Here is a 24,807-nt window from a genome sequence, read left to right on the forward strand (position 1 = left end):
GTGATCCGCCAGCCATTGTTGTGCACGAGCATGTGGTGATGTCGACAGAGTGAGACCCCGTCCAGGACAAATTGTGAATACGGCCTAGAATTTCTATTGCCGCGATGCACTACTTGCCCGTGGTGGGCTGCTCGGGTTGGCCGCCAGAAAAACCCAAATACCCCCGATTGATTCAGTCGTAGCTGCAGCCCGTCCTACCAACGGTCGATTCTTTTCCATCCATTTCTGATGGTCCCGAAGCTTCGCGCCACCGCTGTCCTCAGAAAGGAGTGAAGAATCAAAAGCGCAGTGCATTGCACGATGAGCTACACGATGACGGCGTACGCCTCGAAGACTTGAGATATATCCATATGAGGATTCTCTCAGTGCGCCTCATTCTGCGCGCCCCAAACGCGGCGGTGCTCCGAGACCGGAGACGACACCACTAGCTTCACAGCCCTTGAAAACTTGCCTGCGCACTCCAACCCCGGACTGCCTCGAGATGAAGATTCCAATGACCCGCTAGCCTTGCTTCACGCGTCGAGGGAGTGCTCTTGAAGGTCTTTGTTAGTTGGTCTGGTACTACGAGTCGCTTGATTGCCGAAGCGCTGAGTGATTGGATGCCGAAGGTGATCCAGGGTGTAGAACCCTTCGTATCCGCGAAAGACATCGACAAGGGTGCGAATTGGACAGTTGAGCTTTCCCGCGAACTCGAAAACGCGCAATTCGGTGTCATTTGCCTCGCACCCGACAACCTACTGTCACCGTGGCTCAATTACGAGACTGGCGCAATTACTCGATCAGTGGACTCTCGGGTTTGCCCGGTGCTCTTCGGCGTTCGGAAGGATGAGATCAAGCCACCGATGTCGCAACTTCAACTCACAGTTCTCGAGAAAGACGAGATGCTCTTGATGATGTCGTCGATCAACAAAGTGGCCGGAGGATCCCTCCGACACGACTCCCTCCGAGAGGCCGTAGACGTTTGGTGGCCGCAGCTTGAGAAAGAACTTGCGAAGATTTCGATCCCGAATGGACCAGTGAAGTCTGAATTGTCGCCTCCTGAGCCAGCCAAACCCGTAGTCGACGTTAGCGAGATGATGGAGGAGTTGCTGCACCGGGTTCGTTCACTAGACGAGCGCATGCGGAAGATTTCGAGTCGTAATGATGGCGTGGGCACTAGCCAACAATTAAACGAATCGCGCCCCATGCAGAGGCCCTCCGCTGCGCGAGACCACATCAAAGATGTGCTCGAACGAGCAGGAATCGCAATTAGGCGAGTACGCGTAGGAGTGTCCACCATTGAGGTCGAGCTGATAGAGACCATTGCTGATCCGATCCCAGCAGACATTCTTAGCGTAGGTGAATTGGTGTCAATCCAAGAGAGGATCACGGTTCGTTTCGCCAGTCCTGGTCGATTCATAGAATTCGATCCATCGGGTGCACTTTCGGAGACACCCTTCTAGCCAGCGGTGCACACTCCGCGCGTCGTAGCCGTGCTCTTCATCTGAAAATACAACATAACCCGTAAGCAGTTCGAGAGCGGTCGGCAAGGTTTCAGCGTCCGCAGGGTGCCGAAACCTGACCGACCGTCTTGTGGAGGGTTCCGAGATATGTTGCTCAAGTAAGGGCACACGCTGCGCGCGTACCCTGCCACGATGAGTCCATGAAACAACAGCAACTCGAAGCACTGGTTATTGCGACGATTGACCGCGCGCGGACCGGTAATCCGATCGAGGACGACAGGATCGAGTTCAAGCGCGAGTGGCCAGAACCGACGAAGGCGCGGCAGCTCGCTGGATTTGCGAATCGCGCCAACGGAAACTATGTCATCTACCTCGTAGGCGCCAGCGAGAGCGGAGAAATCTTTGCACTAGACGGAACTGACACAGCAGATTGGTGGGCATCGCTTTCGTCCAAATTCGACGGTGTGCCACCCGACCTTATGCACCACATAAATGTCCCGATTGGATCTAGAGAGTCAGTTGTCGCTCTGCTATTCGGTACCGATCGTGCGCCATATGTCGTCACAGTCGACGGCGGAGGCTCTGCTGAACGCGAGGTTCCGATGAGAGATGGAACTCGAACAAGAAGTGCGCGGAGGGACGAACTGCTCCGATTGTTGGTACCTCAGGCCTCGGTCCCGCCCGCATTGTTACTTGCGTGCAGGTTCACTGCCCAATGGAATCCGGAACGTCTAGTCAGGGAAAGTTATCCCCAAGAGAGTGCTCGGCCAGCTTGGTGCTCCCTCTACGGCGTGGCGAATGTCTTTCTGGAACATACTGCCAGGTCAGGGGTCATGCTTCCTTTCCACGATATGGAAGCAAGTCTGGAAACTAAACACCGTTCGATCCCGCTCTCGATCACATTGGCTACTAACCGGCCGCAGGATACCCCGCCCAATTTTGGCGTTCACTCTAGGAGGGACGGGGTGGTTGCCACGGGCCCCGGACAGTTTCAGATTCGCTTCAACTCGAGGAAATTAGACTCGGAAGAGCGGGAATTCCTTGAGGGCATAGAGAACTGGACCGTTCGGATGAAGTTCGGTGTCACCGGAGCGTCCAGATCGGTACAGATAGACGAGGGGTTGCCGCGGAACCGGACATTCGTAGATAACACTGGCGCCTCGAACATTGACGTGGCGCGCTGGGAGATCCCCACGACTCGGATTACCGATCAGTAGGGTCGTATTGATAATTTGTTCCGTCGGCGACATCGGTCCTGCCGCCTCGACTGAACTCGACGATGTGATGCACCTCAGTCCAGGACGGTGGTCGGTCGCAACCGGGCTCGATGCATCCACCATCCCTCGCGGAGATGACGGCTCGTTGCCGTGCACTGTGCAGTCGTTGGGTGCGTCCCAGATTGAGGGCCTGACCATCGTCGTCGAACAGGATCGGTTGCAGGCCTCCGTCGCACGCGAGTCGACGAACGCTGGCGACAGAGATCGCTGCGGTCTGCCCCTCGATGTATCCGACACCGGTGTCCGCGGCGAGATCACTCTGCGTGACGAGCACGCGCACCACTGCGCGGCGAGCGGCGAGCCGGTTGCCGGATCCAGACCTGACGGCAACGTCGACCAGTTCCACCACTGCGTCGAGCGCGAGCTGCTCTGTGCTTCTGGGGTCGTTGACGATCAGTTCGGCGCGCTCGCACTCCGCCGGATCCACGAAGCGCGGACCGCCCCGCCGTGGCGAGGTGGCGACGTCGATCGCGGCGCCGATGATGGCGGCGGACTCGGGATCGAGCAGTCCGATGAGCTTCGTCATCCCGTCGGTCTGGGGAAACAGCCGCAGGTACCGTCGATCGCGACGTTCCGCTTCCCGGTCACCCACGCCAGCGGCATCCAGCTGGTCGCGAAGCTCTCGGGCGTGCGTGGCCAGTCGACCGACGCGGACGAGACCGGCCATCGCTGTGAGTTCCGCTACGGCTAGTGCGAGAGATTCGGCGCTCACCGCTTCGGTGGGTCGACCCAGTTCACGCCGGATGATCTCGAGGGCCTCACCGGAGATGCCTCCGGTCGCCGCGGCAGCGATCGCGACGTGAAGCCATGGCTCGGCCCCTGGCAGCGGCAGATCGCCGTCTCGAGCTGCCGCTTCGGACGTGAGCAGCGTGCCGACCTCGATGAGTCGTCGCGCCGTGGTCGAACCGGTGCCGGTGATCGACTGCACCAGTGCTTCGGGCGTGCGTGAACCCTGTCTTTGCGCCAGCCCGCGGTATCCGAGCTCACGGCGTGACCGATGGGCGATTTCTGCGGCGATGGTAGCCCCGGCCACATCAAGCAGTCGAGACGACACAGTGACCCGTCGCTGGAATTCCAGCAGTGCGTCATCGGTGGCCGCGGTCGCACTCGGTCTGGTGGTACTCGCGAACCCTGACAGCACGGAATCGAGTTCAGTGAGCAGCGAATCGAGGTCGGCCATGGTTCGATTATCCCAGACATTAGAACACATATTCGAAAAGGTGAATAACCTCTCTCCACAGATTTCTCAGGGAGTAGAGCGGCGAGGCCCGGCGACTACCGCCGGTAGTGGTTCGCAGCGCAGAATGGAACCGTGACCCTCAAACTCGGATATAAGGCATCAGCAGAGCAGTTCGACCCGCGAGAGCTGGTGGAGATCGCGGTCGCCGCCGAAGCGCACGGCATGGAGAGCGTTGCTGTCAGCGACCATTTCCAGCCGTGGCGTCACGAGGGCGGACACTCCCCGTTCTCGCTCAGCTGGATGGCTGCCGTAGGGGAGCGCACCTCGACCATCCAGATCGGCACCTCGGTGATGACGCCGACCTTCCGCTACAACCCAGCCGTGCTCGCCCAGGCGTTCGCGACGATGGGCTGCCTCTACCCCGGCCGGATCATGCTCGGCGTCGGAACCGGCGAGGCACTCAACGAGATCGCGACCGGCTTCACGGGGGAGTGGCCCGAGTTCAAGGAACGCTTCGCCCGGCTGCGGGAATCCGTCGATCTCATGCGCCAGCTCTGGACGGAAGACCGAGTGAACTTCGAGGGCGAGTACTACTCCACCGTCGACGCGTCCATCTATGACCGGCCGGATGTCCCGGTGCCGGTATACATCGCAGCAGGCGGCCCCGTCGTGGCGCGCTACGCCGGCCGTGCTGGTGACGGCTTCATCTGCACCTCCGGCAAGGGGATGGAGCTCTACACCGAGCAGCTCATCCCTGCGGTGAAAGAGGGCGCGGAGAAGGTCGGCCGCGAATTCGACGACATCGACAGGATGATCGAGATCAAGATCTCCTACGAGACCAGCCGCGAGCTCGCCCTCGAGAACACCAGGTTCTGGGCACCACTGGCCCTCTCGAAAGAACAGAAGCACGACATCACCGATCCGATCGAGATGGAGAAGGCCGCAGACGAGCTGCCAATCGAGAAGATCGCGAGTCGCTTCATCGTGGCCACCGATCCTGACGACGTGGTCGCCCAGGTCAGGCAGTACACCGATGCCGGCATGAACCACCTCGTCTTCCACGCGCCAGGGCACGACCAGCGTCGGTTCCTCGAACTCTTCGAGAAGGATCTGGCCCCGAGGCTGCGCGCCCTAGACGCATGATGGACGATCCGAAAGAGACTCTGCACCGCTACCTCCAGCAGGCGCGCGAGGCGTTGCTCTGGAAGCTGGATGGCGCTAGCGAGTACGACATCCGCCGACCGCTGGTGCCGAGCGGCTCCAACCTCCTGGGCATCGTGAAGCACGTGGCGAGTGTCGAGGCCGGCTACTTCGGCGAGATCTTCGGGCGGCCGTTCCCCGAACCGATGCCATGGTTCGACGATGACGCCGAACCGAACGCGGATATGTGGGCGTCGGCCGACGAGTCGCGTGAGTGGGTCATCCACTTCTATGAGCGCGTCTGGGCGCACTCGGATGCCACCATCACAGCGCTGGACCTCGATGCGCCGGGGCTCGTACCGTGGTGGTCAGAGGAGCGCATGAACGTCACCCTGCACTCGATGCTCGTGCACATGCTCGCCGAGTCGCACCGGCACTGCGGTCATGCCGACATCCTGCGGGAACTCATCGACGGCAGCGTGGGCCACCGGGCCAACTACAGCAATATGGGCGAAGGGGATGCCGCCGCCTACGCCGCGCACGTCGAACGACTCGAGGCCGTGGCGAGGTCGTTCTCCTGACTCCCGCCTAGCTCGCGAGCGGCCCGGCGATCTCCCAGATCGTGCCGGTGGGGTCCGCGAAGGCTGCGGTTCGGATGCCCCACGGGCGGTCGAGGGGGCCGTTGAGGAGGGTCACGCCCCTACCGACGAGTTCGGCGGCCGAGGCATCCACGTCGTCGACATCGAGGGTGAACTGTGCTCGCGCGCCGTCGTCAGCCGCGGCGACCCTGGCTGGAGCTATCAGGTCATGCGCTTCCCTCGTCGCCAGAAGATTGATGAGGGTGTTGCCGAAGGTGAACACCGCCGATGAGTCGTCTTCGAAGTGCACGGGCAGTTCGAAGACGTCGATGTAGAACTGTCTCGCCTCGGTGAGGTCGTCTGCGAAGAGCGTGATTGCGGTGATGTTTCCCGGCCAGTTGGTCATGTTCACAGCATATACTTCTGGCATGTCCGGGGCCGTCATCTACACAGGAATCATCTCCCTCGACGGTTACACCAACGACGCGGATGGACATTTCGACTGGAGCGCTCCGGACGAGGAAGTCCACGGGTTCATCAACGATCTGGAGCGCAACGTCGGCACCTACCTGCTGGGCCGGCGGATGTTCGAGGTGATGAACGTGTGGGACACGATGCCGATCGACCCCGAGCATCCCGTCATCGATGATTACGCCGAAATCTGGCGTGCTGCAGACAAAATCGTGTACTCGACGACCTTGACTGAGGTGACCTCTCCGCGCACCAGGCTGGAGCGAAACTTCGACCCTGAAGCCGTGCGGGCCATCCCCGGCACAGTCTCCGTCGGAGGCGCCACGCTCGCGGCCGAGGCGATCCGGGCCGGCATCGTCGACGAGTACAGGATGCTCGTCAATCCCGTGATCGTCGGCGGCGGTACCCCCTACTTCCCTCTGGGCGTCGCTCTCGAACTCGACCTCCAGGAGCAACGGTCGTTCGCGAACGGCGTGGTGTACCTGCGGTACCGACCGCGTTAGGTGTTGCGCAGCATCCCGTCGGCGCACGACCCGCGCCTAAACTGGATGGATGATGCTCTCCGTTTTCGCCGTCGGTGGGCTGCCCGAGTTCGTGGCCGGTGACGACCTCGAAGCGATCCTCGGGAATGCGGTCGATGGCATCCTGGACGACGGCGACATTCTGGTCATCACCTCCAAGATCGTGAGCAAGGCCGAGGGCCGGCAGGTTCGTGCCGACGACCGCGAGGCCGCCATCACTGCCGAGACCGTACGCGTCGTCGCGACCCGCGAGCACCCCAGTGGAGTGACCCGCATCGTCGAGAATCATCTCGGGATGGTGGCGGCCGCAGCCGGTGTCGACTCCAGCAACGTGCCGGATGGCATCGTGCTGCTTCTTCCCGTCGATCCCGATGCCACGGCGCAACTGCTGTGCCGCGCACTGCGCGACAGGTTCGGCCTGAGAATCGGCATCCTCATCACCGACACCCTCGGTCGGCCGTGGCGGCAGGGCCAGACCGACGTCGCGATCGGCGCTGCGGGCATCCGCGTGCTCGACGATCTTCGCGGGCAGACCGACTCCAACGGCAGGCGACTGGATGTCACCGTGCCGGCCGTCGCGGATGAGATCGCCGCCGCGGCGGACCTCGTCAAGGGCAAGTCCCTCGGGCTGCCGGTCGCGGTGGTCAGGGGGCTCGGCCATCTGGTGGCCGGACTGGACGCGCCGGGCGCCAGGTCGATCGTGCGCACCGGTCCCGACGACATGTTCAGGCTCGGCACAGCTGAGGCCTGGGCCGAAGGATTCGAGGCCGGGCGCGCGAGTGCCCACTGAGTGGATCGTGGTCGTGCCGTTCAGGATGGCGTCCGCAAAATCCCGGTTCGGCCCGCACGACAACAGTGCGCTCGCCCTCGCGATGGCGCTCGACACGGTGGAGGTGGCGCTGACCGTCGCGCAGGTGATCGTGGTGACGGATGCCCCGCAGCCCTTCCTCGCGCTCGGTGCCGCCGTGCATCCTGACCCAGGCACGGGCCTTAACGCCGCCATCGAGGCCGGCCTCGCACAGGCGGGAATCGACCCCGGTCGGGCGGTGCTGCTGGGGGATCATCCGGCGCTCACCCCGGAGGAACTCGCCGAATCACTCGCCGCTGCGATCCATCCCCTGAGCATGGTCGCCGATTCCGCGGAAACCGGGACGGCGATGACTCTGGCTCTTCCCGGGGTGTCGCATCATCCCGTGTTCGGCGGCGGCTCGAAAGCGGCTCACGAGTCGGCGGGCTACCGGCCGCTTGTGGGCGACTGGCCGGGACTCCGCGCCGACGTCGATACCGCAGCAGACCTCGCGCGGCTCGAGCGAACCGGCCCGCGCACGTCGGCCTGGTCAGCCGGCAGCAGCCGCTAACGCACCCCGGCCGAGCGCCGCGCTCGACTCCGGGTCGCGCATCCACAGCGGCACGACATGTGCCCGGATGCCCGCAGCCTCGATCGCGGGGGCGAGCTGTGCATCGGACTCGTCGACGAGCCAGGCATCCAGCACCCCGCCGTTCGATCGGGCGCCGTAGTGCAGCGCGACCGCGTCGGCCGCCGTGGACACGCCGATGGCCGTCAGGCACGCATCAGCCATGCCGCGCACGACGGCACCGGAGATGATCGGCGAGACGCCGACAACGCGAGCCGACGTCGCGGCGAGCGCCTCCCGGATTCCGGGGATTGCGAGGATCGGCCCGATGGAGACGACGGGGTTCGATGGCGCGAGCAGCACGACATCCGCGTCCGCGATCGCCTCGAGCACTCCGGGAGCCGGGGTCGACTCCGCGACGTCGCGGTAGTCGAACGACACGGCGGGGATGGATGCCCGGTGCCGGGTCCACCATTCCTGGAAGTGCATGGTGGCGTCCGCCGTCACCACGTGAGTCTCGACCTCGTCGTCGGTGGCAGGAATCAGGCGCACACCGAGCGGCCACCTCGACGTGATCCGTGCCGTCACCTCGCTCAACGGCAGCCCTTCGCGCAACAGGTGCGTGCGCGTGAGGTGGGTGCCGATGTCGAGGTCGCCGAGCGTGAACCACGGCCAACCGACTCCATAGGCGCGAAGCTCGGCGCTCACCCGTTCGCTCTCGCCGACCCGACCCCAGCCCCGTTGCTCGTCGTTCTCGCCGGCCAGCGTGTACATGATCGAGTCGAGGTCTGGCGCGATCCGCAGCCCGGTGAGCCACATGTCGTCGCCGACATTGACGATCGCGGTGATCTCGTCGGCGGGGGAGATGGCGTCGCGTAATCCGCGCAGGAAGCGGGCGCCGCCGACGCCGCCGGAGAGAACTGTGGTCTTCATCTGCTCCACGCTATGGCCTCCCGCCCCGCCCGGTGTTCATAACTCCTGCAATTCGAGCGGCATCCCGGCGGCAGCCGCGCTATCGCGGGGGTGCCGCGAACGGAGGCAGCCGTTCTGCAGGAGTTATGAACACGGGAGGCTCGAGACCTTCCGCCGGTTCCCCGCAACTCCTACAATGCTAAGCATGATTCAGCTTTTGCTCACGGTGGGGTCGCTTGCCCTGATGATCTTCGCCCTCGTGGACGTGATCACCTCTGATTCGTGGAAGTTCCGCTATCTCGACAAGGTGTCGTGGGTGTTCATCGTGATCCTGCTGCCCCTGATCGGCTCCATCCTCTGGCTCATCGTGGGAAAGCAGCCGACGGAGTCCCAGGATCGGGGCACCTTCGGTGATCCCCGCGGGTACGAGAGCGCCGTGAGTCAGCAGTCGCCGCAGGATGACGCGGCCTCCGTCGAACGCGAGATCGAGTTCCACGAGCGGGAGGCGCGCATCCGCCGTCTCGAGGCAGAGCTGAAGTCGAAGCGGATCACGCCCTGAACCTTGCCAGCTAACTGGCAGGGTTATCTATTCGTTATATCTGGCAGACTCTGAAGGTGGACAGTGCAGCCGTGAACATCGATCTAGGTCACCCCGACGGCGCCGTCGAGGCGATGCCTCACGACGAGTTTTATGCGAAGACACGCGAGATCCTGCGAACGATCGAGACCGTCATCGATGGCAAGCGCAATGCCGTCGAGATGGCCCTCACCGTGCTGCTCGCCGAGGGGCACCTGCTCATCGAAGACGTGCCCGGCGTCGGCAAAACGATGCTCGCCCGCACCCTGGCCCGCACGATGGACTGTTCGGTCACGCGCATCCAGTTCACCCCGGACCTGCTCCCCGCCGACATCACCGGCGTCTCCGTCTACAACCAGGTCGACCGCGAGTTCGAGTTCAAGCCGGGCCCCATCTTTGCCAACATCGTCATCGGCGACGAGATCAACCGCGCGAGCCCGAAGACCCAGTCCGCCCTGCTCGAGAGCATGGAAGAAGGCCAGGTCACCGTCGATGGCCGCAGCTACTCGCTCGGCACGCCGTTCATCGTGATCGCCACCCAGAACCCGATCGAGATGGAGGGCACATACCCTCTCCCCGAAGCCCAGCGCGACAGGTTCATGGCCCGCATCTCGATGGGGTACCCGGATGCCGCGGCAGAGCTCGCCATGCTGAGGCAGCGAGCCACCTCCAGCCCGCTCGACGCGGTGCAGCCCGTCGTCAGCACCGCCCAGCTCGCCGCCATGATCGCGACAGCACGGAACGTCTTCGCGAGCCGCGCGGTGGAGCAGTACGCGGTCGCGATCGCCCAGGCCACCCGCGACGACAGGGACCTGAGACTCGGTGCGAGCCCCAGGGCGACTCTTCAACTGATGCGTGCCGCGAAGGCTCGTGCCGCCCTGGACGGTCGCGAATTCGTGCTTCCGGATGACATCGACGCTCTCGCCATCCCCGTCTTCGGCCACCGCCTCATCGCCGCTCGTCGCTCCGGCGGCGGTCCCGCGGGGTTCGGTGGCGGCAGCATCGCCGATATCATCTCCGCCATCGTCGCATCCACTCCGGTACCGATCAGTGCGGCCGGCCCGGCCTAGCGGCGGGCATCCGATCGTGAGTCGAGCAGGCAGGGCGGGGAAAGGTGCGCGCGCCGGTGGCGTGCGGCTGACCCTGCGCGGAATCGTGATGCTCGTGGCATCCGGAATCGCATTCGTCGCGGCGTATGCTCTCGGATTCCGGCAACTGCTTTATGTGGCGGTCGTGCTCGCGGCCCTGCCATTGATCGCGCTCGCCCTCGTGCGGGTGCGCAGGCCGAAACTCTCGGTGACGCGGAGTTTCTCGCCCCACGTCGTCGAAGCAGGGAGCAGCGCCACCGTCTCCCTTCTCGTGCACAATCTCGGCGCCTCACGCACCATGCGCGCCGACTGCTGGGACGAGGTGCCGTGGGTCGAGAACGGGTCGAGCACCCACGAGCTGCCGATGATGCAGCCCCGCGGGCCGAGGTTCAGGGCGCGAGGGAACACCGCGCGGATTGAGTACGAGCTGCGCCCGCCGCGGCGCGGAATCTTCCCGATCGGTCCGTTTGTCGTGCAGCTCGGTGATGCTTTCGGTTTCGCGACGACGACGTACAGGGTTGGCACCACCCAGGACGTGATAGTCACGCCCGAGGTTGTCGCGCTCGCGGAAACCGGATTGTCGGTGTCGGCCGGCGACGGGGAGTCGCGGCTCGTGCAGCGACGGTCATCGGGTGATGACGACGATTCGATGACGAGGGAGTACCGCACAGGGGATGCGATGCGACGGGTGCATTGGCGGGCGTCGGCCCGGCACGGCGACCTGATGGTGAGGCAGGAGGAGCAGCGGTCGTTCCCGGAGGCCCGTGTGATCCTCGACACCCGCGGTATCGGCTACGAGGACCTGTCCGGCGACGAGCGGACCGGCGATCTCGACAGCGATTCCTTCGAATGGGCGGTGCGCATGCTCGCCTCCGTCGCCGTGCACCTGCGGCGGTTCGGGTTCCTCGTCACGGTGGAGGAGTCCGGGTCTCCCCAACTCGAAATCGACATCTCCCGACGGCATCACAGGCTCGACGAGGAGTTCCTCGCCGAGCTCGCCGAACTCCGGCTCACGCTCTCCTCCCAAAACTCTCTCGACTTCTCGGGCTCGACGGAGAAGGGGCGGGGCAGCAACGGTCCGATCATCGCCATCGTGGGCGCGCCGGACGGGCAGACCCTGGAATGGATGCTCAGCCAGCGTCGACCCGGAGACGTCGCCGTCGCGTTCCTGGTGCAGTCGGTCTCGGCGATCGATTCCCTCGACCGGCGACTCGGCGTTCGCGAGTCGCACTCGCTGGCGGCCACCACAACGCGACTGGCCAACGCCGGCTGGCTCGTCGTTCCGGTTCGTTCCGACGACGATCACGCCGCGGCCTGGGACGCCGTCGTGTTCGAGACAGGCCGCTCACGTGTCGGCAACTAGAGTCGCGGCACGCCCCGTCGCGAGGCCGGACGTCGCATCCCACTGGCTTCTGAGCGCTCTCATGCTGGTCGGGCTCGGAGCCGCGGCCGCTGGTCTCAACTCGATCATCGCCGATGTCGCGTGGTGGTTCGTCATCATGACCGTCGCGCTGCTTGTCTTCACCGCCGGAGCCACGGTGCGGTCCTTCACCCGGCGCCGGATCTGGCCGATACTCGCCGCGGCGGCCACCGCCTTTGGCGTCATCATTTTGATGTTCGCGCCCTCCGAGTCCCTCCTCGCCCTGATCCCGACCCCCGCCACGTTCGAGAGGTTCGGTGAGCTGCAGTCGCTGGGGGCGGCATCCATCTCGAGGCAGGCCATTCCCGCGGACGCCGATGAGGGCATCCTGTTCCTGCTCTGCATCGGGGTGGCGCTCATCGCCGTCGCAATGGATGCGCTCGCGTTCGCCCTGCGGGTGCCTGCGGCGTCGGGTGTGCCGCTGCTGGTGTTGCTGCTCGTGCCGAGCTTCGTGCGCTCTGAGCTCGACAACGGTTTCTTCTTCGCGCTCACCGCGGCGGCGTGGATCGCGATCCTGCTGGTGCGCTCGCGGCGACCGGGTCGGCGGGTGGCGGTCGGCATCGCGGCGGCAGCCGTCACGGCCGGTCTCGTGATCCCGCTCGCACTTCCGCCCCTCGACTCGAGCCAGGCCGGCGGGGAGAGCCCGGCCGGCTTCTCGACCGGCATCAACCCGATCATCACTCTCGGTGACGACCTCCGGCGAGGCACACCGTCCCTCGCGCTGCGATACACCTCGACGGATGATGACGGGCAGTACCTCAGGCTGACCGCCCTCGACGACTTCAGCGGTCGCTCCTGGGGAGACGGCGATCCCGAGGTCTCATCCGAGAACAGCGTGGATGCGATCGGCGCCGCGCCCGGCCTCGGTCCGGACGTGCCCGTGACGGAGGTCACGACAGACATCAGTGTGTCGAACATCCTCAGCCGCTGGTTGCCGGCGCCGTATGCGCCCACGAGCGTCACGGGGCTCGTCGGTTCGTGGGCCTGGGATCCGGATGCACTCACCATCCGCACAGAGCGGTCGAGTGCCCGGGGGCAGCAGTACACGGTCGAGAGCCAGCGGATCGCGCCATCCATCGACCAGCTGCAGGCTGCTGGCAGCACTGTGGAGGCCGGATTCGAGCGCTACCTGCAGGTGCCGGGTGACCTGCCTCCCGTGGTCGGCAGCACCGCCATCGAGGTCACAGCTGGAGCCACCACGAACTACGAGAAGGCCGTGGCCCTGCAGGACTACTTCCGCGGGGGCGAGTTCACCTACTCGGAGGACGCGCCGGTCGACAACGGTTACGACGGCTCCGGTGCCAGCGTGCTCGATGCCTTCCTTGCGGCGAAGTCCGGCTACTGCGTGCACTTCTCCTCAGCCATGGCGTCGATGGCGCGCACCCTCGGAATGCCGGCCCGCATCGCCGTCGGGTTCACGCCGGGGCAGGGGACGCTCCAGGATGACGGCACCACCCAATTCACGGTGACGACGTTCAACCTGCACGCCTGGCCCGAACTGTATTTCGCGAACATCGGCTGGGTGCGCTTCGAGCCGACGCCCGGCCGCGGAACGGTGCCGGAGTTCGCGCCGCTCGCCGTCGACGATCCTGCCACGCCGGACGTCGACGAGTCTGTGCCGGCTACAGCACCCACGAGCACCCCGACCGCGGCTCCCGACCTTCCGGCCGACGACCTGCCGGTCGATACCGATCCCCAGGCTGTGGGACCCGGTGCGACCACCGGCACCCTGCCGTGGTGGGGCTTCGCCCTCGCGGCGCTGGCCGGACTGCTATTCGTGCCCGCGATCGTCAGGGTGGTGCGGCGCTCCCGGCGACTCGCGGAGGTGGCCGCGGGGTCGGCCGAGGCTGCCTGGGACGAGCTGCGCGACACCGCTGACGATCTGGGCCTCAGGACGGACCGGGGGCACACACCACGGCAGTGGCGTGACGATCGCCGACAGCATCTCTCCGGCTCGGGGAATGACTCGCTCGACCGGTTGCGCGCCGCGCTCGAGTCCGAGGCGTTCGCCGAGCATGCTGGGGCTCCGGATGCCGCGGACGTGCGCACGGTCATCCGGTCACTCAGGCGCTCGGCCGGCGTGCGGGCCACCCTGCTCGCGACCGTCGTGCCGCGGTCACTCGCCGCGCGCTGGCGACCGGAGTCCGTGCGCGCCTAGCCGGATGCCGCGCGCCGCTCACAATCTCGAGCGCCGCGGGAATTCGCGCGGCGCCCGCGGAAGCGCGCGGCGCTCGGCCCGGGACGGCAGCCGCCGGGGGAAAGCTATCCTTAACGTTCCCCTCCCGATCGAAAGCAGGACGTGGCCATTTCTGGCATAACAGCCCCGGCTGGGACAATTGCGCAGCCCGCCCTGGCCAGCGCCCTCGAACGCGCTGCCAGCGGTGCGCCTGTGTCGGTGGATGACGCCGAACTGCTCATGCAGAGCCGCGGCGACGACCTGGAGCGGCTGTTCGACGTGGCGAGCAGGCTTCGCGACGATGGGCTGCAGCGACTCGGTCGACCCGGTGTCATCACGTTCTCGAAGAAGGTGTTCCTGCCGATCACGAACCTCTGTCGTGACCGCTGCCACTACTGCATCTTCGTCGACACCCCCGGCAAGCTCGCGAAGAAGGGCAAGTCGCTCTACATGTCGCCCGAACAGATCGTCGCCGTCGCTCGGCAGGGGGCCGCGATGGGCTGCAAGGAAGCGCTGTTCACCCTCGGCGACCGGCCGGAGGAGCGCTGGGACGACGCGAGGGCGTGGCTCGACGAGCACGGCTACACCTCCACCCTGCATTACGTGCAGGAGATGGCGGCGCTCGTGCTGAGAGAAACCGGGCTGCTGCCCCACATGAACCCCGGCGTGATGAGCTACGACGAGATGCTCGCGCTCAGGCCGTTCGCGCCCTCGATGGGCATGATGCTCGAAACCACGTCGGACCGTCTCTGGTCGGAGCCCGGCCAGGTGCACTTCGGCTCGCCGGACAAGGATCCGCGAGTCAGGCTGAAGGTACTGGAGGATGCCGGTCTCGCGCGCATCCCGCTGACCACGGGCATTCTCGTCGGCATCGGAGAGACCGTGCGCGACAGGGCAGAATCGCTCGTCGCGATGCGCGAATCCCACGCGAGGCACGGCCACCTGCAGGAGATCATCGTGCAGAACTTCCGGGCCAAGCCTGCGACGGCGTCCCAGAACGACGAGGATCTCGACGTGATCGAGTACGCCGTCACTGTCGCCGTCGCGCGACTCGTGATGGGCGCGGATGCGCGCATCCAGACCCCACCCAACCTCTCGGACGACTCTGCGCTCGCGATGCTCGTGCGGGCGGGGATCGACGACTGGGGCGGAGTCAGCCCGCTCACCGCCGACCACGTCAACCCGGAGCGACCCTGGCCGGAGCTGGACCGACTCGCCGAGATGACCCTGGCGACGGGATTCGAGCTCCGCGAGCGACTGACCGTGCATGCCGGGTACATCCGCGATTCCGCCACCTGGATCGACCCCGCGGTCATGCCCCGGGTGACCGCGCTGCTCGACCCCGTGACGCTTCTTGCCGACGAGGATGCCAGGGCCACCGGCAGCGCCCCGACGGCTCCCACGCTCATCGGGCTGACCGCGAAGGCGGCCACCGCGCCCGCGCTGCGCGACCTCATCGCCCGGGCCGAGCAGGAGCCGTCGAGTCTCGGAGTCGAGGACTACGCCGCGCTCCTCGCGGCGACGGGAGACGATCTCGACGCCCTCGCGACCCTCGCGAGTGACGTGCGGCGATACACGGTGGGGGAAGCCGTGAGTATCGTCGCCAACCGCAACCTCGACTCCACGACTCTCGGTGCGGGAACCTCGCTCGACGAGGTCGCGGCGATCGCGAGCGACGCCTGGGCGCTCGGCGCCACCGAGCTGTGTGTGCAGGGAACGATTCCGGGCGAGCTGCCGGCGAGCAGTTACTTCGACCTCGCGGCTCGGGTCACCGCGGCCGAGCCGGGGCTGCACCTTCACGCGTTCCGACCGGCCGACCTGGCCGACGGCATCCTGCGCACCGGGCTGACCGACCTGCAGTTCCTCACGGAGCTGCGCGCGGCGGGCGTCGACACCATTCCCGGCACCGGGATCAAGCTGCTCGACGAGCGACGGCGACGGGCGGTCGCCCCCGAGGATCTGCCTGTCGATCGCTGGATCGAGATCGTGCGTGCCGCCCACAGCGTCGGCCTCAGGTCGACGGCCGTGATGGTCTACGGGCTGGGGGAGTCCGCGGTCGACCGCGTCACGCACCTGCTCGCGCTCAGGGCGATCCAGGTCGACACCGGCGGCTTCACCGAACTCGTGCCCATGCCGGCCATCGGCCACAGGATGCCCGCGGGGGAGCATCGCGCGGTGCACGCCGTCGCGCGACTCATCCTGCAGGGCAGCATCGACCACATCCAGGTGCCGTGGACACGACTCGACCCCGAACTGCTCACGCCCCTGTTGCAGGGTGGAGCCGACGACCTCGGGGGCATACTGCTCGACGGGCGGGTGCTGCCGCAGCACGGTGCCGAGTTCGGTCGCGAGCTGGGCGTCGCGCGGGCGAGGGCGCTCACGAAGGCGATCTCCCGGCCCTTGCGGCAGCGCACCACCACCTACGGAGAGCCCCCGGAGGAGCGTAAGCAGGCCCTCGAGCCGAAGCCGATGCCAGAGTGAGCACGACGCCCACGCTGGTGCTCGTGCCCGGGCTGAGCGGACGTTCGACGACAGATTTCCCCTTCATCGCTCCCATGCTGCGCCGCCGGTTCGATGTGACCGAGGTGAGCTTCGACAATCAACCGATTCTCGACCTGAATTCCCTGCTCGCCGTCGTCGATTCGGCCGTCGAGGCCTGCGCGACGCCGCCTGTGCTCCTCGGCTCTTCCCTCGGAGCCGTCCTGGCTGCGCGGGTGACGCGACCCCTCTCCGCCCTCGTGCTGGTCGCAGGATGGTGGCGTCCATCGCCGAAGCTCGACGCGTTCGCCGCGACCTGGGCGACCCTGCGCGCTGAGGGATCGGCCGCGCTCGACGGTGTCTCGACTGTCGCGCTGTACAGCGCAGAGGGCTGGGATGCCGCACGGGCGCTTCCCGCCGACTCCGTGACAGACGCTATCGTCGCGCTCGCTGCACGGGCGGATCTCTCCGATGTCGACCTGTCGGCCACAGCGCCGACGCTTGTGATCGGTGGTTCCCACGACGAGGTCGCGACCACCCGGCAAACGCAATTGCTGTTCGGTGCGATCCGCGACGCGCGATATGCGGAGCTGCGCAGCGGGCACGCCGTCACCCACGAGCGCCCCGCCGAACTGCTCGAACTCGTGACGGCTTTCGCCGCGAATCCGACCGAGTTCCCCGCGGGGTCGATCATCAGCGAGCAGTCGCCGTGAGCGCCATCGAGCCGGATACCGAGCCGGATGTCGAACCCAATGTCGATGTCGCGATCATCGGCGCAGGAATTGCCGGAATCGGTCTCGGCATCCGACTGCGACGACGGGGTGACAGTTCGTTCGTCATCTTCGAACGGGCCAGCCAGCCCGGGGGAACGTGGCGCGACAACACCTATCCCGGGGTCGCCTGCGACGTGCCCTCCCACCTGTACTCGTACTCGTTCAGGCCGAACCCCGGCTGGTCGAGATTCTTCGCGCCGGGAGCCGAGATCCAGAGCTATCTGCTGGCGAGCGCCGCCGAGGAGGGGCTCGACGCGAACATCAGGCTGAATACGGATGTCACGGGAGCCCGGTGGGACGCGGGGCGCTCCCTCTGGGTGCTCGAGTCGAGCGCCGGCACCGTCACCGCGAGGGTGCTCGTGCTGGCGGCCGGGCGGTTGAGCTCTCCGCGGTATCCCGCTGTGCCGGGGATCGAATCGTTCCCCGGTCCCGCGTTCCACTCGTCGCGATGGGACCACGACGTCGACCTGGCAGGCAAGAGAGTCGCGATCGTCGGTTCAGGGGCATCCTCGATCCAGATCGTTCCCGAGGTCGCCAGGGTCGCATCGCACGTGAGCGTGCTGCAACGCAGCGCTCCCTGGGTGATCCCGAGGGAGAATCCGGAGTACACGGCCGCCGAGCGCTCCCTGCTCGAGCGCGATCCGGCGGAGCTCGCGAGGCTGCGTGCGTCCCTGTTCTGGCGGGCCGAGGAAGCCTATGCCCAGCGCGCGGCCGAGCCCCGGGCGCTGGATGCTGCCCGCACCAGGGCACTCGACCACCTGCACGCGCAGGTCGCCGACCCCGCGCTGCGCGAGCGGCTCACGCCGAATTACGAGATCGGCTGCAAACGGGTGCTGATCTCGAGCGACTACTACCCGGCGATGGGCCAGCCGCACGTGAGTCTCGAGGCCTCTGCGCTCGCCGCGGTCGAGGGCGACACCCTGGTGATGGCGAATGGTGCGCGACACGAGGCCGATGTCGTGATCTTTGCTACCGGATTCCACGCAGCTGAGCAGCCGTACGCCGCGACGATCGTCGGCAGGGACGGCGTCACCCTCGCCGAACACTGGGCACACGGGATGACCGCGTTCGCCTCGACCGCCGTGAGTGGCTTCCCGAACATGTTCGTGATCAACGGGCCCAATGCCGCTGTCGGCCACAACTCGGCGATCTACATGATCGAGGCGCAGATCGACTACATCCTCGGCGCCCTGCAGTACCAACGGGCCGAGGGCGTCCCCGTGCTGGCCGTCACAGCAGAGGCCGAGCGCGACTACGTCGACCTCGTCGATGGGCTGAGTGCGACCACGGTCTGGATGACGGGTCGCTGCGACAGCTGGTATCTCGACCCCCGCAGTGGTCGGCTCACGCTCATCTGGCCGGATTTCGCTTTCGCGTTCCGTGAGCTCAACGGGCGCTTCAGCGCACACGCCTACGAGGGTGTTTCGCGCGGAATCCCCTCGCCTTAGGGCAGCACAACGAGCAGCACTCGGCTCCCTCACCGGTATTGGCCCAGTCTATTTACGTGCCGGTCACAAACAGAAACAATGGGGAAACGTTCGCCCTCGATGATGAGGGTCAGACCTCGGAGGTTCCATCCATGACCGTTGTACGCGCCGCCATCACTCAGACCACCTGGACGGGCGATAAAGAATCGATGCTCGACAAGCACGAGCAGTTCGCCAGGGACGCGGCTGCCGACGGCGCACAGGTGATCTGCTTCCAGGAGCTGTTCTACGGTCCGTACTTCGGAATCACCGAAGACAAGAAGTACTACCGCTATGCGGAGCAGGCCGATGGTCCGATCGTGCAGCGCTTCGCCGCGCTCGCCAAAGAGCTCGGCATCGTGATGATCCTGCCGATCTACGAGGAAGACATCACCGGGGTGTACTACAACACCGCGGTCATCGTCGAGGCCGACGGCACGATCCTCGGCAAATACCGCAAGCACCACATCCCGCACCTCGACAGGTTCTGGGAGAAGTTCTACTTCCGCCCCGGCAACATGGGCTACCCGGTGTTCGACACGTCGGTCGGCAAGATCGGTCTCTACATCTGCTACGACCGCCATTTTCCCGAAGGATGGCGCGAGCTGGGGCTCAATGGCGCGCACATGGTGTTCAACCCGAACGCCACCAAGCCGGGTCTCTCGAACCGACTCTGGGAGGTGGAGGGCCCCTGTGCGGCCGTCGCGAACGGCTATTTCGTGCTGCAGCCCAACCGCGTCGGCCGCGAGGACAACGAGTACGGCGACCTCGCCGTGGACTTCTACGGAACCAGCCAGGTCATCGACCCGCGCGGCAACTTCGTGGGGGAGCGTGGCTCCGGCTCCGATGAGGAGCTCATCATCCGCGACCTCGACATGGACATGGTGCAGCAGATGCGCGACGACTGGCAGTTCTACCGTGACCGTCGCCCCGACTCCTACTCGAGCATCCCGAAGCCGTAACCGGGATCGAAGGAGCAACCCATGAAGACGCTCATCAAAAACGGAACTGTCGTCACCTCCACGGGGCGGTCGCTCGCCGACGTGCTCGTCGACGGCGAGACCATCGCCGCCGTGCTCGCGCCGGGATCGAGCCTGCTCGGCTTCGACGTCGCAGGCAGCGTGGATCTCGTGATCGATGCCCAGGGCAAGTACGTGATCCCCGGTGGCGTCGACGCGCACACCCATATGGAGCTGCCGTTCGGTGGCACGGCCGCCTCTGACACGTTCGAGACCGGCACGAGGGCCGCGGCCTGGGGTGGCACGACGACCATCATCGACTTCGCGGTGCAGACCTACGGCCAGCGGGTGATGGACGGCCTCGCGACCTGGCACCAGAAAGCCGCGGGAAACTGTGCCATCGACTACGCGTTCCACCAGATCATCGGAGACGTCAACGACGACTCCCTCGCCGCGATGCGCCAGCTTCCGGATGAGGGCATCTCGAGCTTCAAGCTGTTCATGGCCTATCCGGGCGTGTTCATGTCGGATGACGCGCAGATCCTCAAAGCCATGCAGGTGTCTGCCGACACGGGCCTGATGACGATGATGCACGCCGAGAACGGACCGGTCATCGACGTGCTCGCCCAGCAGCTCATCGACAAGGGCAACACCTCGCCGTACTACCACGGCGTCGCCCGTGCCTGGCAGATGGAAGAGGAGGCGACCCACAGGGCGATCATGCTCTCCCACCTGACGGGAGCGCCGCTCTACGTTGTTCACGTGAGCGCGAAGCAGGCCGTCGAGCAGCTTGCCTGGGCACGCGACAACGGCCAGAACGTGTTCGGGGAGACCTGCCCGCAATACCTGTACCTCTCGCTCGAGGAGCAGCTCGGTGCCCCGGGGTTCGAGGGCGCGAAGTGGGTGTGCTCGACCCCGCTGCGGTCGAAGGAGCAAGGCCACCAGCACGCGATGTGGCAGTCGCTGCGCACCAACGACATCCAGATGGTCTCCACCGACCACTGCCCGTTCTGCATGAAGGACCAGAAAGAGCTCGGGCTCGGCGACTTCCGCAAGATCCCGAACGGCATAGGTTCCGTGGAGCACAGGATGGACCTGCTCTACCAGGGCGTCGTCGACGGCCAGATCTCGCTCGAGCGCTGGGTCGAGATCACCGCGACCACCCCGGCCCGCATGTTCGGCCTGTACGGAAAAAAGGGCGTCATCCAGCCCGGTGCCGATGCGGACATCGTCATCTACGACCCGAACGGGCACACGTCCATCGGGTACGAGAAGACCCACCACATGAACATGGACCATTCGGCCTGGGAGGGTTTCGAGATCGACGGTCACGTCGACACCGTGCTCTCGCGGGGCAAGGTCATCGTGGATGACAACCAGTACCTCGGCGCCAAAGGCGACGGCCGGTTCGTCAAGCGTTCACTCTCGCAGTACCTCATCTAGTGCAGTACGTCATTTAGGGAAAGCGGCACCATGGAATTCGGAGCAGTTCTCCAAACCAATCCACCGGCATCACGCACCGTGCACCTCGCGAAACTCGCCGAGCAGCACGGCTTCGAATACGTGTGGACGTTCGACTCCCACCTGCTGTGGCAGGAGCCATACGTCATATACAGCGCCATCCTCGCCGAGACCAACCGGGTGATCGTCGGCCCCATGGTGACGAATCCGGCGACCCGCGACTGGACCGTCACGGCGTCGGTGTTCGCGACTCTCAACGAGATGTACGGCAACCGCACGGTCATCGGCATCGGCCGCGGCGACTCGGCGGTGCGCGTCACGAACGGGGCGCCGACGACGCTGAAGACCCTGCGCGAATCGATCCACGTGATCCGTGAGCTCGCGAACAGCCGCTCCGTCGAATACAACGGCGCCGAGCTGCAGTTCCCGTGGTCGCGCGGCTCCGAGGTCGAAGTGTGGGTGGCCGCGTACGGGCCGCTGGCGCTGAAGCTCACGGGCGAGGTCGGGGATGGGTTCATCCTGCAACTGGCCGACCTGGACATCGCTGAGTGGATGATCAGGACGGTGCGGGACGCCGCGGAGAAAGCCGGCCGCGACCCGATGTCGGTCAAGTTCTGTGTGGCGGCGCCCATGTACATCGGCACCGACCTCGAGCACATGCGCAACCAGACGCGGTGGTTCGGTGGAATGGTCGGAAACCACGTCGCCGACATCGTGGCGAAGTACGGCGAAGGCTCGAGCGTGCCCAAGGCGCTGACCGACTACATCAGGTCGCGCGAGGGCTACGACTACAACCAGCACGGGCTCGCGGGCAACACCCACGCCGACTTCGTGCCTGACGAGATCATCGACAGGTTCTGTGTGCTGGGCACCGCCGAGCAGCACATCGAGAAGCTCAGGGCACTCAAGGAGCTCGGGGTCGACCAGTTCGCCGGCTACCTGCAGCACGACAACAAGGAAGAGACGATGCGCCAATACGGCGAGATCGTGATGCCGGCCCTGCGCGAGCACATCGTCGCCAAAGCATGACTCGACAGCGGGCGGCCATAGCGTGGGGAGCGCTCGGCGTCGTCGCCGTCATGGCGCTGTGGGAGCTCTACAAGGCGTTCGGGCCGGCCGAAGGATTCGTGGTCGGCGCGATCGCCGGCCAGACCGGTTCGGGTGCCATGCTGCTTCCGCGCACCAACGACCGGGCCATGCCCCACATCTGGGACATGGTGGCGAGACTCTTCCAGTCCACGAGTGGCGGGGATACTCCTCCGCTCATCGTCCCCGTGCTCACCGCCGGTCTCACTACCCTCGGGATCGCGGCGGTCGGCTGGCTCATCGGTGTGACGGTCGGGTTGCTGCTCGGCCTCGTGATGCAACGCTGGCGACTCGCGGAGTGGGGACTGCTGCCCTGGATCGTGGTGAGCCAGACCGTGCCGCTCATCGCCTTCGCGCCCATCATCGCGAGCATCGGCAGCCAGGTCGATCGCGCCGGCCCCATTCCGTGGCCGCAATGGCTCTCGGTGGCGATCATCGCGTCGTATCTCGCGTTCTTCCCCGTCGCGGTCGGTGTGCTCCGTGGGCTCGAGGCGCCCGACCGCATCCACCTCGACCTCATGCACACCTACGCGGCCGGCTACTGGCAGACGCTGTGGCGACTGCGTCTTCCGGCAGCCGTGCCACACCTGCTGCCGGCGTTGCGGCTCGGTGCGGCCAGCGCCGTCGTCGGAGCCGTCGTCGCCGAAGTCTCGATCGGAATGCGGGGAGGGATCGGCAGGATGCTCATCCAGCTCGCCGGGCAGGGCTCGAGTGACCCTGCCGCACCCTGGGGGCCCACGTTCGGGTCCATCGCGCTCGGACTCGTCGCGGCCGGAACCGTCGCACTCATCGGCCTCGGCCTGAAGAACTATCGCAGGGGAGAAGCAACCTCATGACCGAACTCGCAGTGGATGCACGGGGCGTGGGGAAGACCTTTCCCACGAAGGATGGCGACGTCGTCGCTCTCACCGGGGTGGAGCTCACCGTCGAGGCCGGCGAGTTCGTCTCGCTTATCGGGCCATCGGGGTGCGGAAAGTCGACGCTGCTCAGGCTCATTGCCGACCTCGATCCGGCGACCACGGGAACTCTCGAGATCTTCGGCAAGCCCGCAAGCCAGGCCCGCGTCGACCAGGATTACGGCATCGCTTTCCAGCAGGCCGGGCTGTTGCCGTGGCGCACTGTGGCGGGAAACATCGCTCTGCCGCTCGAGCTGCACGGCATGGCAAAGGCGGCCAGGGCGGCGAGGGTCGCCGAGCTCGCCGAGCTCGTCGGGCTCACCGAATTCGTCGACCGCTATCCCGACCAGCTCTCCGGGGGAATGCAGCAGCGCGTCGCCATCGCGCGGGCGCTCGCCGAACAGCCGAGGCTGCTGCTCATGGATGAGCCGTTCGGGGCACTCGACGAGATGACCCGGGAATACCTGCAGGGCGAGCTCACCCGCATCGCCGCCGAGACAGGAGCCGCCGTCGTCTTCGTGACGCACTCGATTCCCGAGGCGGTATTCCTTTCCGACCGTGTGGTCGTGATGAGCCCGCGGCCCGGCCGCATCACCGACATCCTGACCACCGGGCTCGATGACTCGAGGGACGAAGCGCTCAGGGAGTCCCCGGCGTACTTCGAGCGGGTGACCGCGGTGCGCGAGGCACTGCACGGCGCTCCCGTCGAGCGGGCGAACGAGCGATGACGACCACGGGTTCCGCCGCGAGCACTCCGCCGGGGTGGGTGCGGGTCGCCGCGCCGATCATCGTCGGCGTGGTCATCCTGGTCGTCTGGATCGTCGCCGTCGACGTGCTGAAGGCGGCGCCCCGCGCGTTGCCGAGCCCGATCGCGATCGTCAACGAACTGGTGTTGCGCTCGGGGATCATCGTCGAAGACATGGGCATCACGGCCTCCAACGCGCTCATCGGGCTGGCGGCCGGTGCGATAGTGGCGATAGTGCTCGCGGCTTTGGCTGCGACATCCCGCCCGATCGATGGGATGCTCGCTCCGCTCGTCGCGGCGATCGCCGTCGTGCCGATCGTCGCTCTCACGCCGATCCTCAACACGATGTTCGGAGCGTCGAGTCAATTCGGGCGCCAGTCCGTCGCGGCGATCGCCGCCTTCGTTCCCGTGTTCGTGAACGTGCTGCGAGGGCTTCGACAGACTCGGCCCGTGCATCGGGACGTGATGCGATCGTCCGCGGCGACAGGGTTGCAGACGTTCAGGGTGCTGACCCTGCCGACCGCCCTGCCGTACCTGATGAGCGGCCTGCGCATCGCGAGTTCGATCGCCGTTATTGCGGCACTCGTCGCCGAATACTTCGGTGGACCGGCCGACGGCATCGGCACGGCGATCGCGACCTACGCGAAATCCGGCAGGGCCTCTCTCGCGTTCGCCTACGTCGCCGGTGGCATCGCCATCGGTCTCGCGTTCTTCCTCGTCACGTCGCTGCTCGAGTGGCTCGTGTCGAGGCGAAAGCCGGTCTGACCGGCACCTGCATCACAGCACAGTTACGCAAATCCATCACG

At 65.8% G+C, this 24,807-nt stretch carries 22 protein-coding genes; 19 read left to right on the forward strand and 3 right to left on the reverse strand.

What is annotated here, in order from left to right; all coding sequences use genetic code 11:
- Nucleotides 1–533 precede the first annotated feature (533 nt).
- Nucleotides 534–1,442 carry a toll/interleukin-1 receptor domain-containing protein gene (locus IWX81_RS00130; protein WP_199279284.1) on the forward strand — a complete coding sequence of 303 codons (909 nt, stop codon included), beginning with the start codon at nt 534–536 and terminating at the stop codon, nt 1,440–1,442.
- Nucleotides 1,443–2,645: 1,203 nt separating this feature from the next.
- Here the strand turns inward: IWX81_RS00130 and IWX81_RS00135 are convergent.
- Nucleotides 2,646–3,899 (reverse strand): HNH endonuclease signature motif containing protein, encoded by a 1,254-nt coding sequence (locus tag IWX81_RS00135; RefSeq protein ID WP_199279285.1) that lies wholly within the window; start codon nt 3,897–3,899, stop codon nt 2,646–2,648.
- A gap of 132 nt (nt 3,900–4,031) precedes the next feature.
- Here IWX81_RS00135 and fgd point away from each other — a divergent pair, with 132 nt between their 5' ends.
- Both fgd and IWX81_RS00145 read left to right on the forward strand, forming a co-directional pair.
- Nucleotides 4,032–5,042 (forward strand): glucose-6-phosphate dehydrogenase (coenzyme-F420), encoded by a 1,011-nt coding sequence (gene fgd / locus IWX81_RS00140; RefSeq protein ID WP_199279286.1) that lies wholly within the window; start codon nt 4,032–4,034, stop codon nt 5,040–5,042.
- Entirely contained in the window at nt 5,039–5,620 is a 582-nt protein-coding gene (locus IWX81_RS00145) for a DinB family protein (protein ID WP_334592410.1), read from the forward strand. The genes fgd and IWX81_RS00145 overlap by 4 nt, the downstream gene beginning before the upstream one ends.
- A 7-nt stretch (nt 5,621–5,627) precedes the next feature.
- Here the strand turns inward: IWX81_RS00145 and IWX81_RS00150 are convergent, their stop codons facing one another.
- The gene (locus IWX81_RS00150; RefSeq protein WP_199279287.1) at nt 5,628–6,023 is read right to left on the reverse strand and encodes a VOC family protein; all 396 of its coding nucleotides are present in this window, start codon (nt 6,021–6,023) and stop codon (nt 5,628–5,630) included.
- Nucleotides 6,024–6,045: 22 nt separating this feature from the next.
- Between IWX81_RS00150 and IWX81_RS00155 the strand changes: the two genes are divergently transcribed.
- The 3 genes from IWX81_RS00155 to cofC are packed head-to-tail and all read left to right on the forward strand — an operon-like array spanning nt 6,046 to nt 7,967.
- A complete protein-coding gene (locus tag IWX81_RS00155; RefSeq protein WP_199279288.1) occupies nt 6,046–6,591 on the forward strand; it encodes a dihydrofolate reductase family protein in 546 nt (181 codons plus the stop codon).
- A gap of 49 nt (nt 6,592–6,640) precedes the next feature.
- Nucleotides 6,641–7,399 (forward strand): coenzyme F420-0:L-glutamate ligase, encoded by a 759-nt coding sequence (locus tag IWX81_RS00160; protein WP_442977614.1) that lies wholly within the window; start codon nt 6,641–6,643, stop codon nt 7,397–7,399.
- Nucleotides 7,389–7,967 (forward strand): 2-phospho-L-lactate guanylyltransferase, encoded by a 579-nt coding sequence (gene cofC, locus IWX81_RS00165; protein ID WP_199279289.1) that lies wholly within the window; start codon nt 7,389–7,391, stop codon nt 7,965–7,967. The genes IWX81_RS00160 and cofC overlap by 11 nt, the downstream gene beginning before the upstream one ends.
- Here the strand turns inward: cofC and cofD are convergent.
- A complete protein-coding gene (gene cofD / locus IWX81_RS00170) occupies nt 7,947–8,897 on the reverse strand; it encodes a 2-phospho-L-lactate transferase (RefSeq protein ID WP_199279290.1) in 951 nt (316 codons plus the stop codon). The genes cofC and cofD overlap by 21 nt on opposite strands.
- A 184-nt stretch (nt 8,898–9,081) precedes the next feature.
- On the opposite strand from cofD, the gene IWX81_RS00175 reads away from it, so the two are divergent.
- From IWX81_RS00175 to IWX81_RS00230, 13 genes are all read left to right on the forward strand, one after another.
- Nucleotides 9,082–9,435 carry a PLD nuclease N-terminal domain-containing protein gene (locus tag IWX81_RS00175; RefSeq protein ID WP_199279291.1) on the forward strand — a complete coding sequence of 118 codons (354 nt, stop codon included), beginning with the start codon at nt 9,082–9,084 and terminating at the stop codon, nt 9,433–9,435.
- 113 nt (nt 9,436–9,548) lie between these two features.
- Entirely contained in the window at nt 9,549–10,523 is a 975-nt protein-coding gene (locus tag IWX81_RS00180; protein WP_199280346.1) for an AAA family ATPase, read from the forward strand.
- A 16-nt stretch (nt 10,524–10,539) separates the two neighbouring features.
- A complete protein-coding gene (locus IWX81_RS00185; protein WP_199279292.1) occupies nt 10,540–11,904 on the forward strand; it encodes a DUF58 domain-containing protein in 1,365 nt (454 codons plus the stop codon).
- Nucleotides 11,891–14,119 carry a transglutaminase family protein gene (locus IWX81_RS00190; RefSeq protein WP_199279293.1) on the forward strand — a complete coding sequence of 743 codons (2,229 nt, stop codon included), beginning with the start codon at nt 11,891–11,893 and terminating at the stop codon, nt 14,117–14,119. The genes IWX81_RS00185 and IWX81_RS00190 overlap by 14 nt, the downstream gene beginning before the upstream one ends.
- A 141-nt stretch (nt 14,120–14,260) precedes the next feature.
- Nucleotides 14,261–16,618: a 7,8-didemethyl-8-hydroxy-5-deazariboflavin synthase CofG gene (cofG, locus tag IWX81_RS00195; protein WP_334592420.1), complete on the forward strand. Its 2,358-nt coding sequence runs from the start codon at nt 14,261–14,263 to the stop codon at nt 16,616–16,618.
- Nucleotides 16,615–17,328 carry an alpha/beta fold hydrolase gene (locus IWX81_RS14935; protein WP_334592422.1) on the forward strand — a complete coding sequence of 238 codons (714 nt, stop codon included), beginning with the start codon at nt 16,615–16,617 and terminating at the stop codon, nt 17,326–17,328. The genes cofG and IWX81_RS14935 overlap by 4 nt, the downstream gene beginning before the upstream one ends.
- Entirely contained in the window at nt 17,325–18,836 is a 1,512-nt protein-coding gene (locus tag IWX81_RS00200) for a flavin-containing monooxygenase (RefSeq protein ID WP_334592424.1), read from the forward strand. The genes IWX81_RS14935 and IWX81_RS00200 overlap by 4 nt, the downstream gene beginning before the upstream one ends.
- Nucleotides 18,837–18,967: 131 nt before the next feature.
- Entirely contained in the window at nt 18,968–19,816 is an 849-nt protein-coding gene (locus tag IWX81_RS00205) for a nitrilase-related carbon-nitrogen hydrolase (RefSeq protein ID WP_199279294.1), read from the forward strand.
- 21 nt (nt 19,817–19,837) lie between these two features.
- Nucleotides 19,838–21,256, forward strand: a complete 1,419-nt coding sequence (gene hydA / locus IWX81_RS00210; RefSeq protein WP_199279295.1) for a dihydropyrimidinase — start codon at nt 19,838–19,840, stop codon at nt 21,254–21,256.
- A 30-nt stretch (nt 21,257–21,286) separates the two neighbouring features.
- On the forward strand, nt 21,287–22,303 hold the full coding sequence (locus IWX81_RS00215) for a TIGR03842 family LLM class F420-dependent oxidoreductase (RefSeq protein ID WP_199279296.1): 1,017 nt from the start codon (nt 21,287–21,289) through the stop codon (nt 22,301–22,303).
- Nucleotides 22,300–23,196, forward strand: a complete 897-nt coding sequence (locus IWX81_RS00220; RefSeq protein ID WP_199279297.1) for an ABC transporter permease — start codon at nt 22,300–22,302, stop codon at nt 23,194–23,196. Before IWX81_RS00215 ends, IWX81_RS00220 begins: the two co-directional genes overlap by 4 nt.
- The gene (locus tag IWX81_RS00225) at nt 23,193–23,984 is read left to right on the forward strand and encodes an ABC transporter ATP-binding protein (protein ID WP_199279298.1); all 792 of its coding nucleotides are present in this window, start codon (nt 23,193–23,195) and stop codon (nt 23,982–23,984) included. Before IWX81_RS00220 ends, IWX81_RS00225 begins: the two co-directional genes overlap by 4 nt.
- The gene (locus tag IWX81_RS00230; RefSeq protein WP_199279299.1) at nt 23,981–24,766 is read left to right on the forward strand and encodes an ABC transporter permease; all 786 of its coding nucleotides are present in this window, start codon (nt 23,981–23,983) and stop codon (nt 24,764–24,766) included. Before IWX81_RS00225 ends, IWX81_RS00230 begins: the two co-directional genes overlap by 4 nt.
- The last annotated feature ends 41 nt before the right edge of the window (nt 24,767–24,807 follow it).

It is taken from the genome of Salinibacterium sp. CAN_S4 (assembly GCF_015752305.1).
In the GTDB taxonomy this organism is placed as follows: Bacteria; Actinomycetota; Actinomycetes; order Actinomycetales; family Microbacteriaceae; genus Rhodoglobus.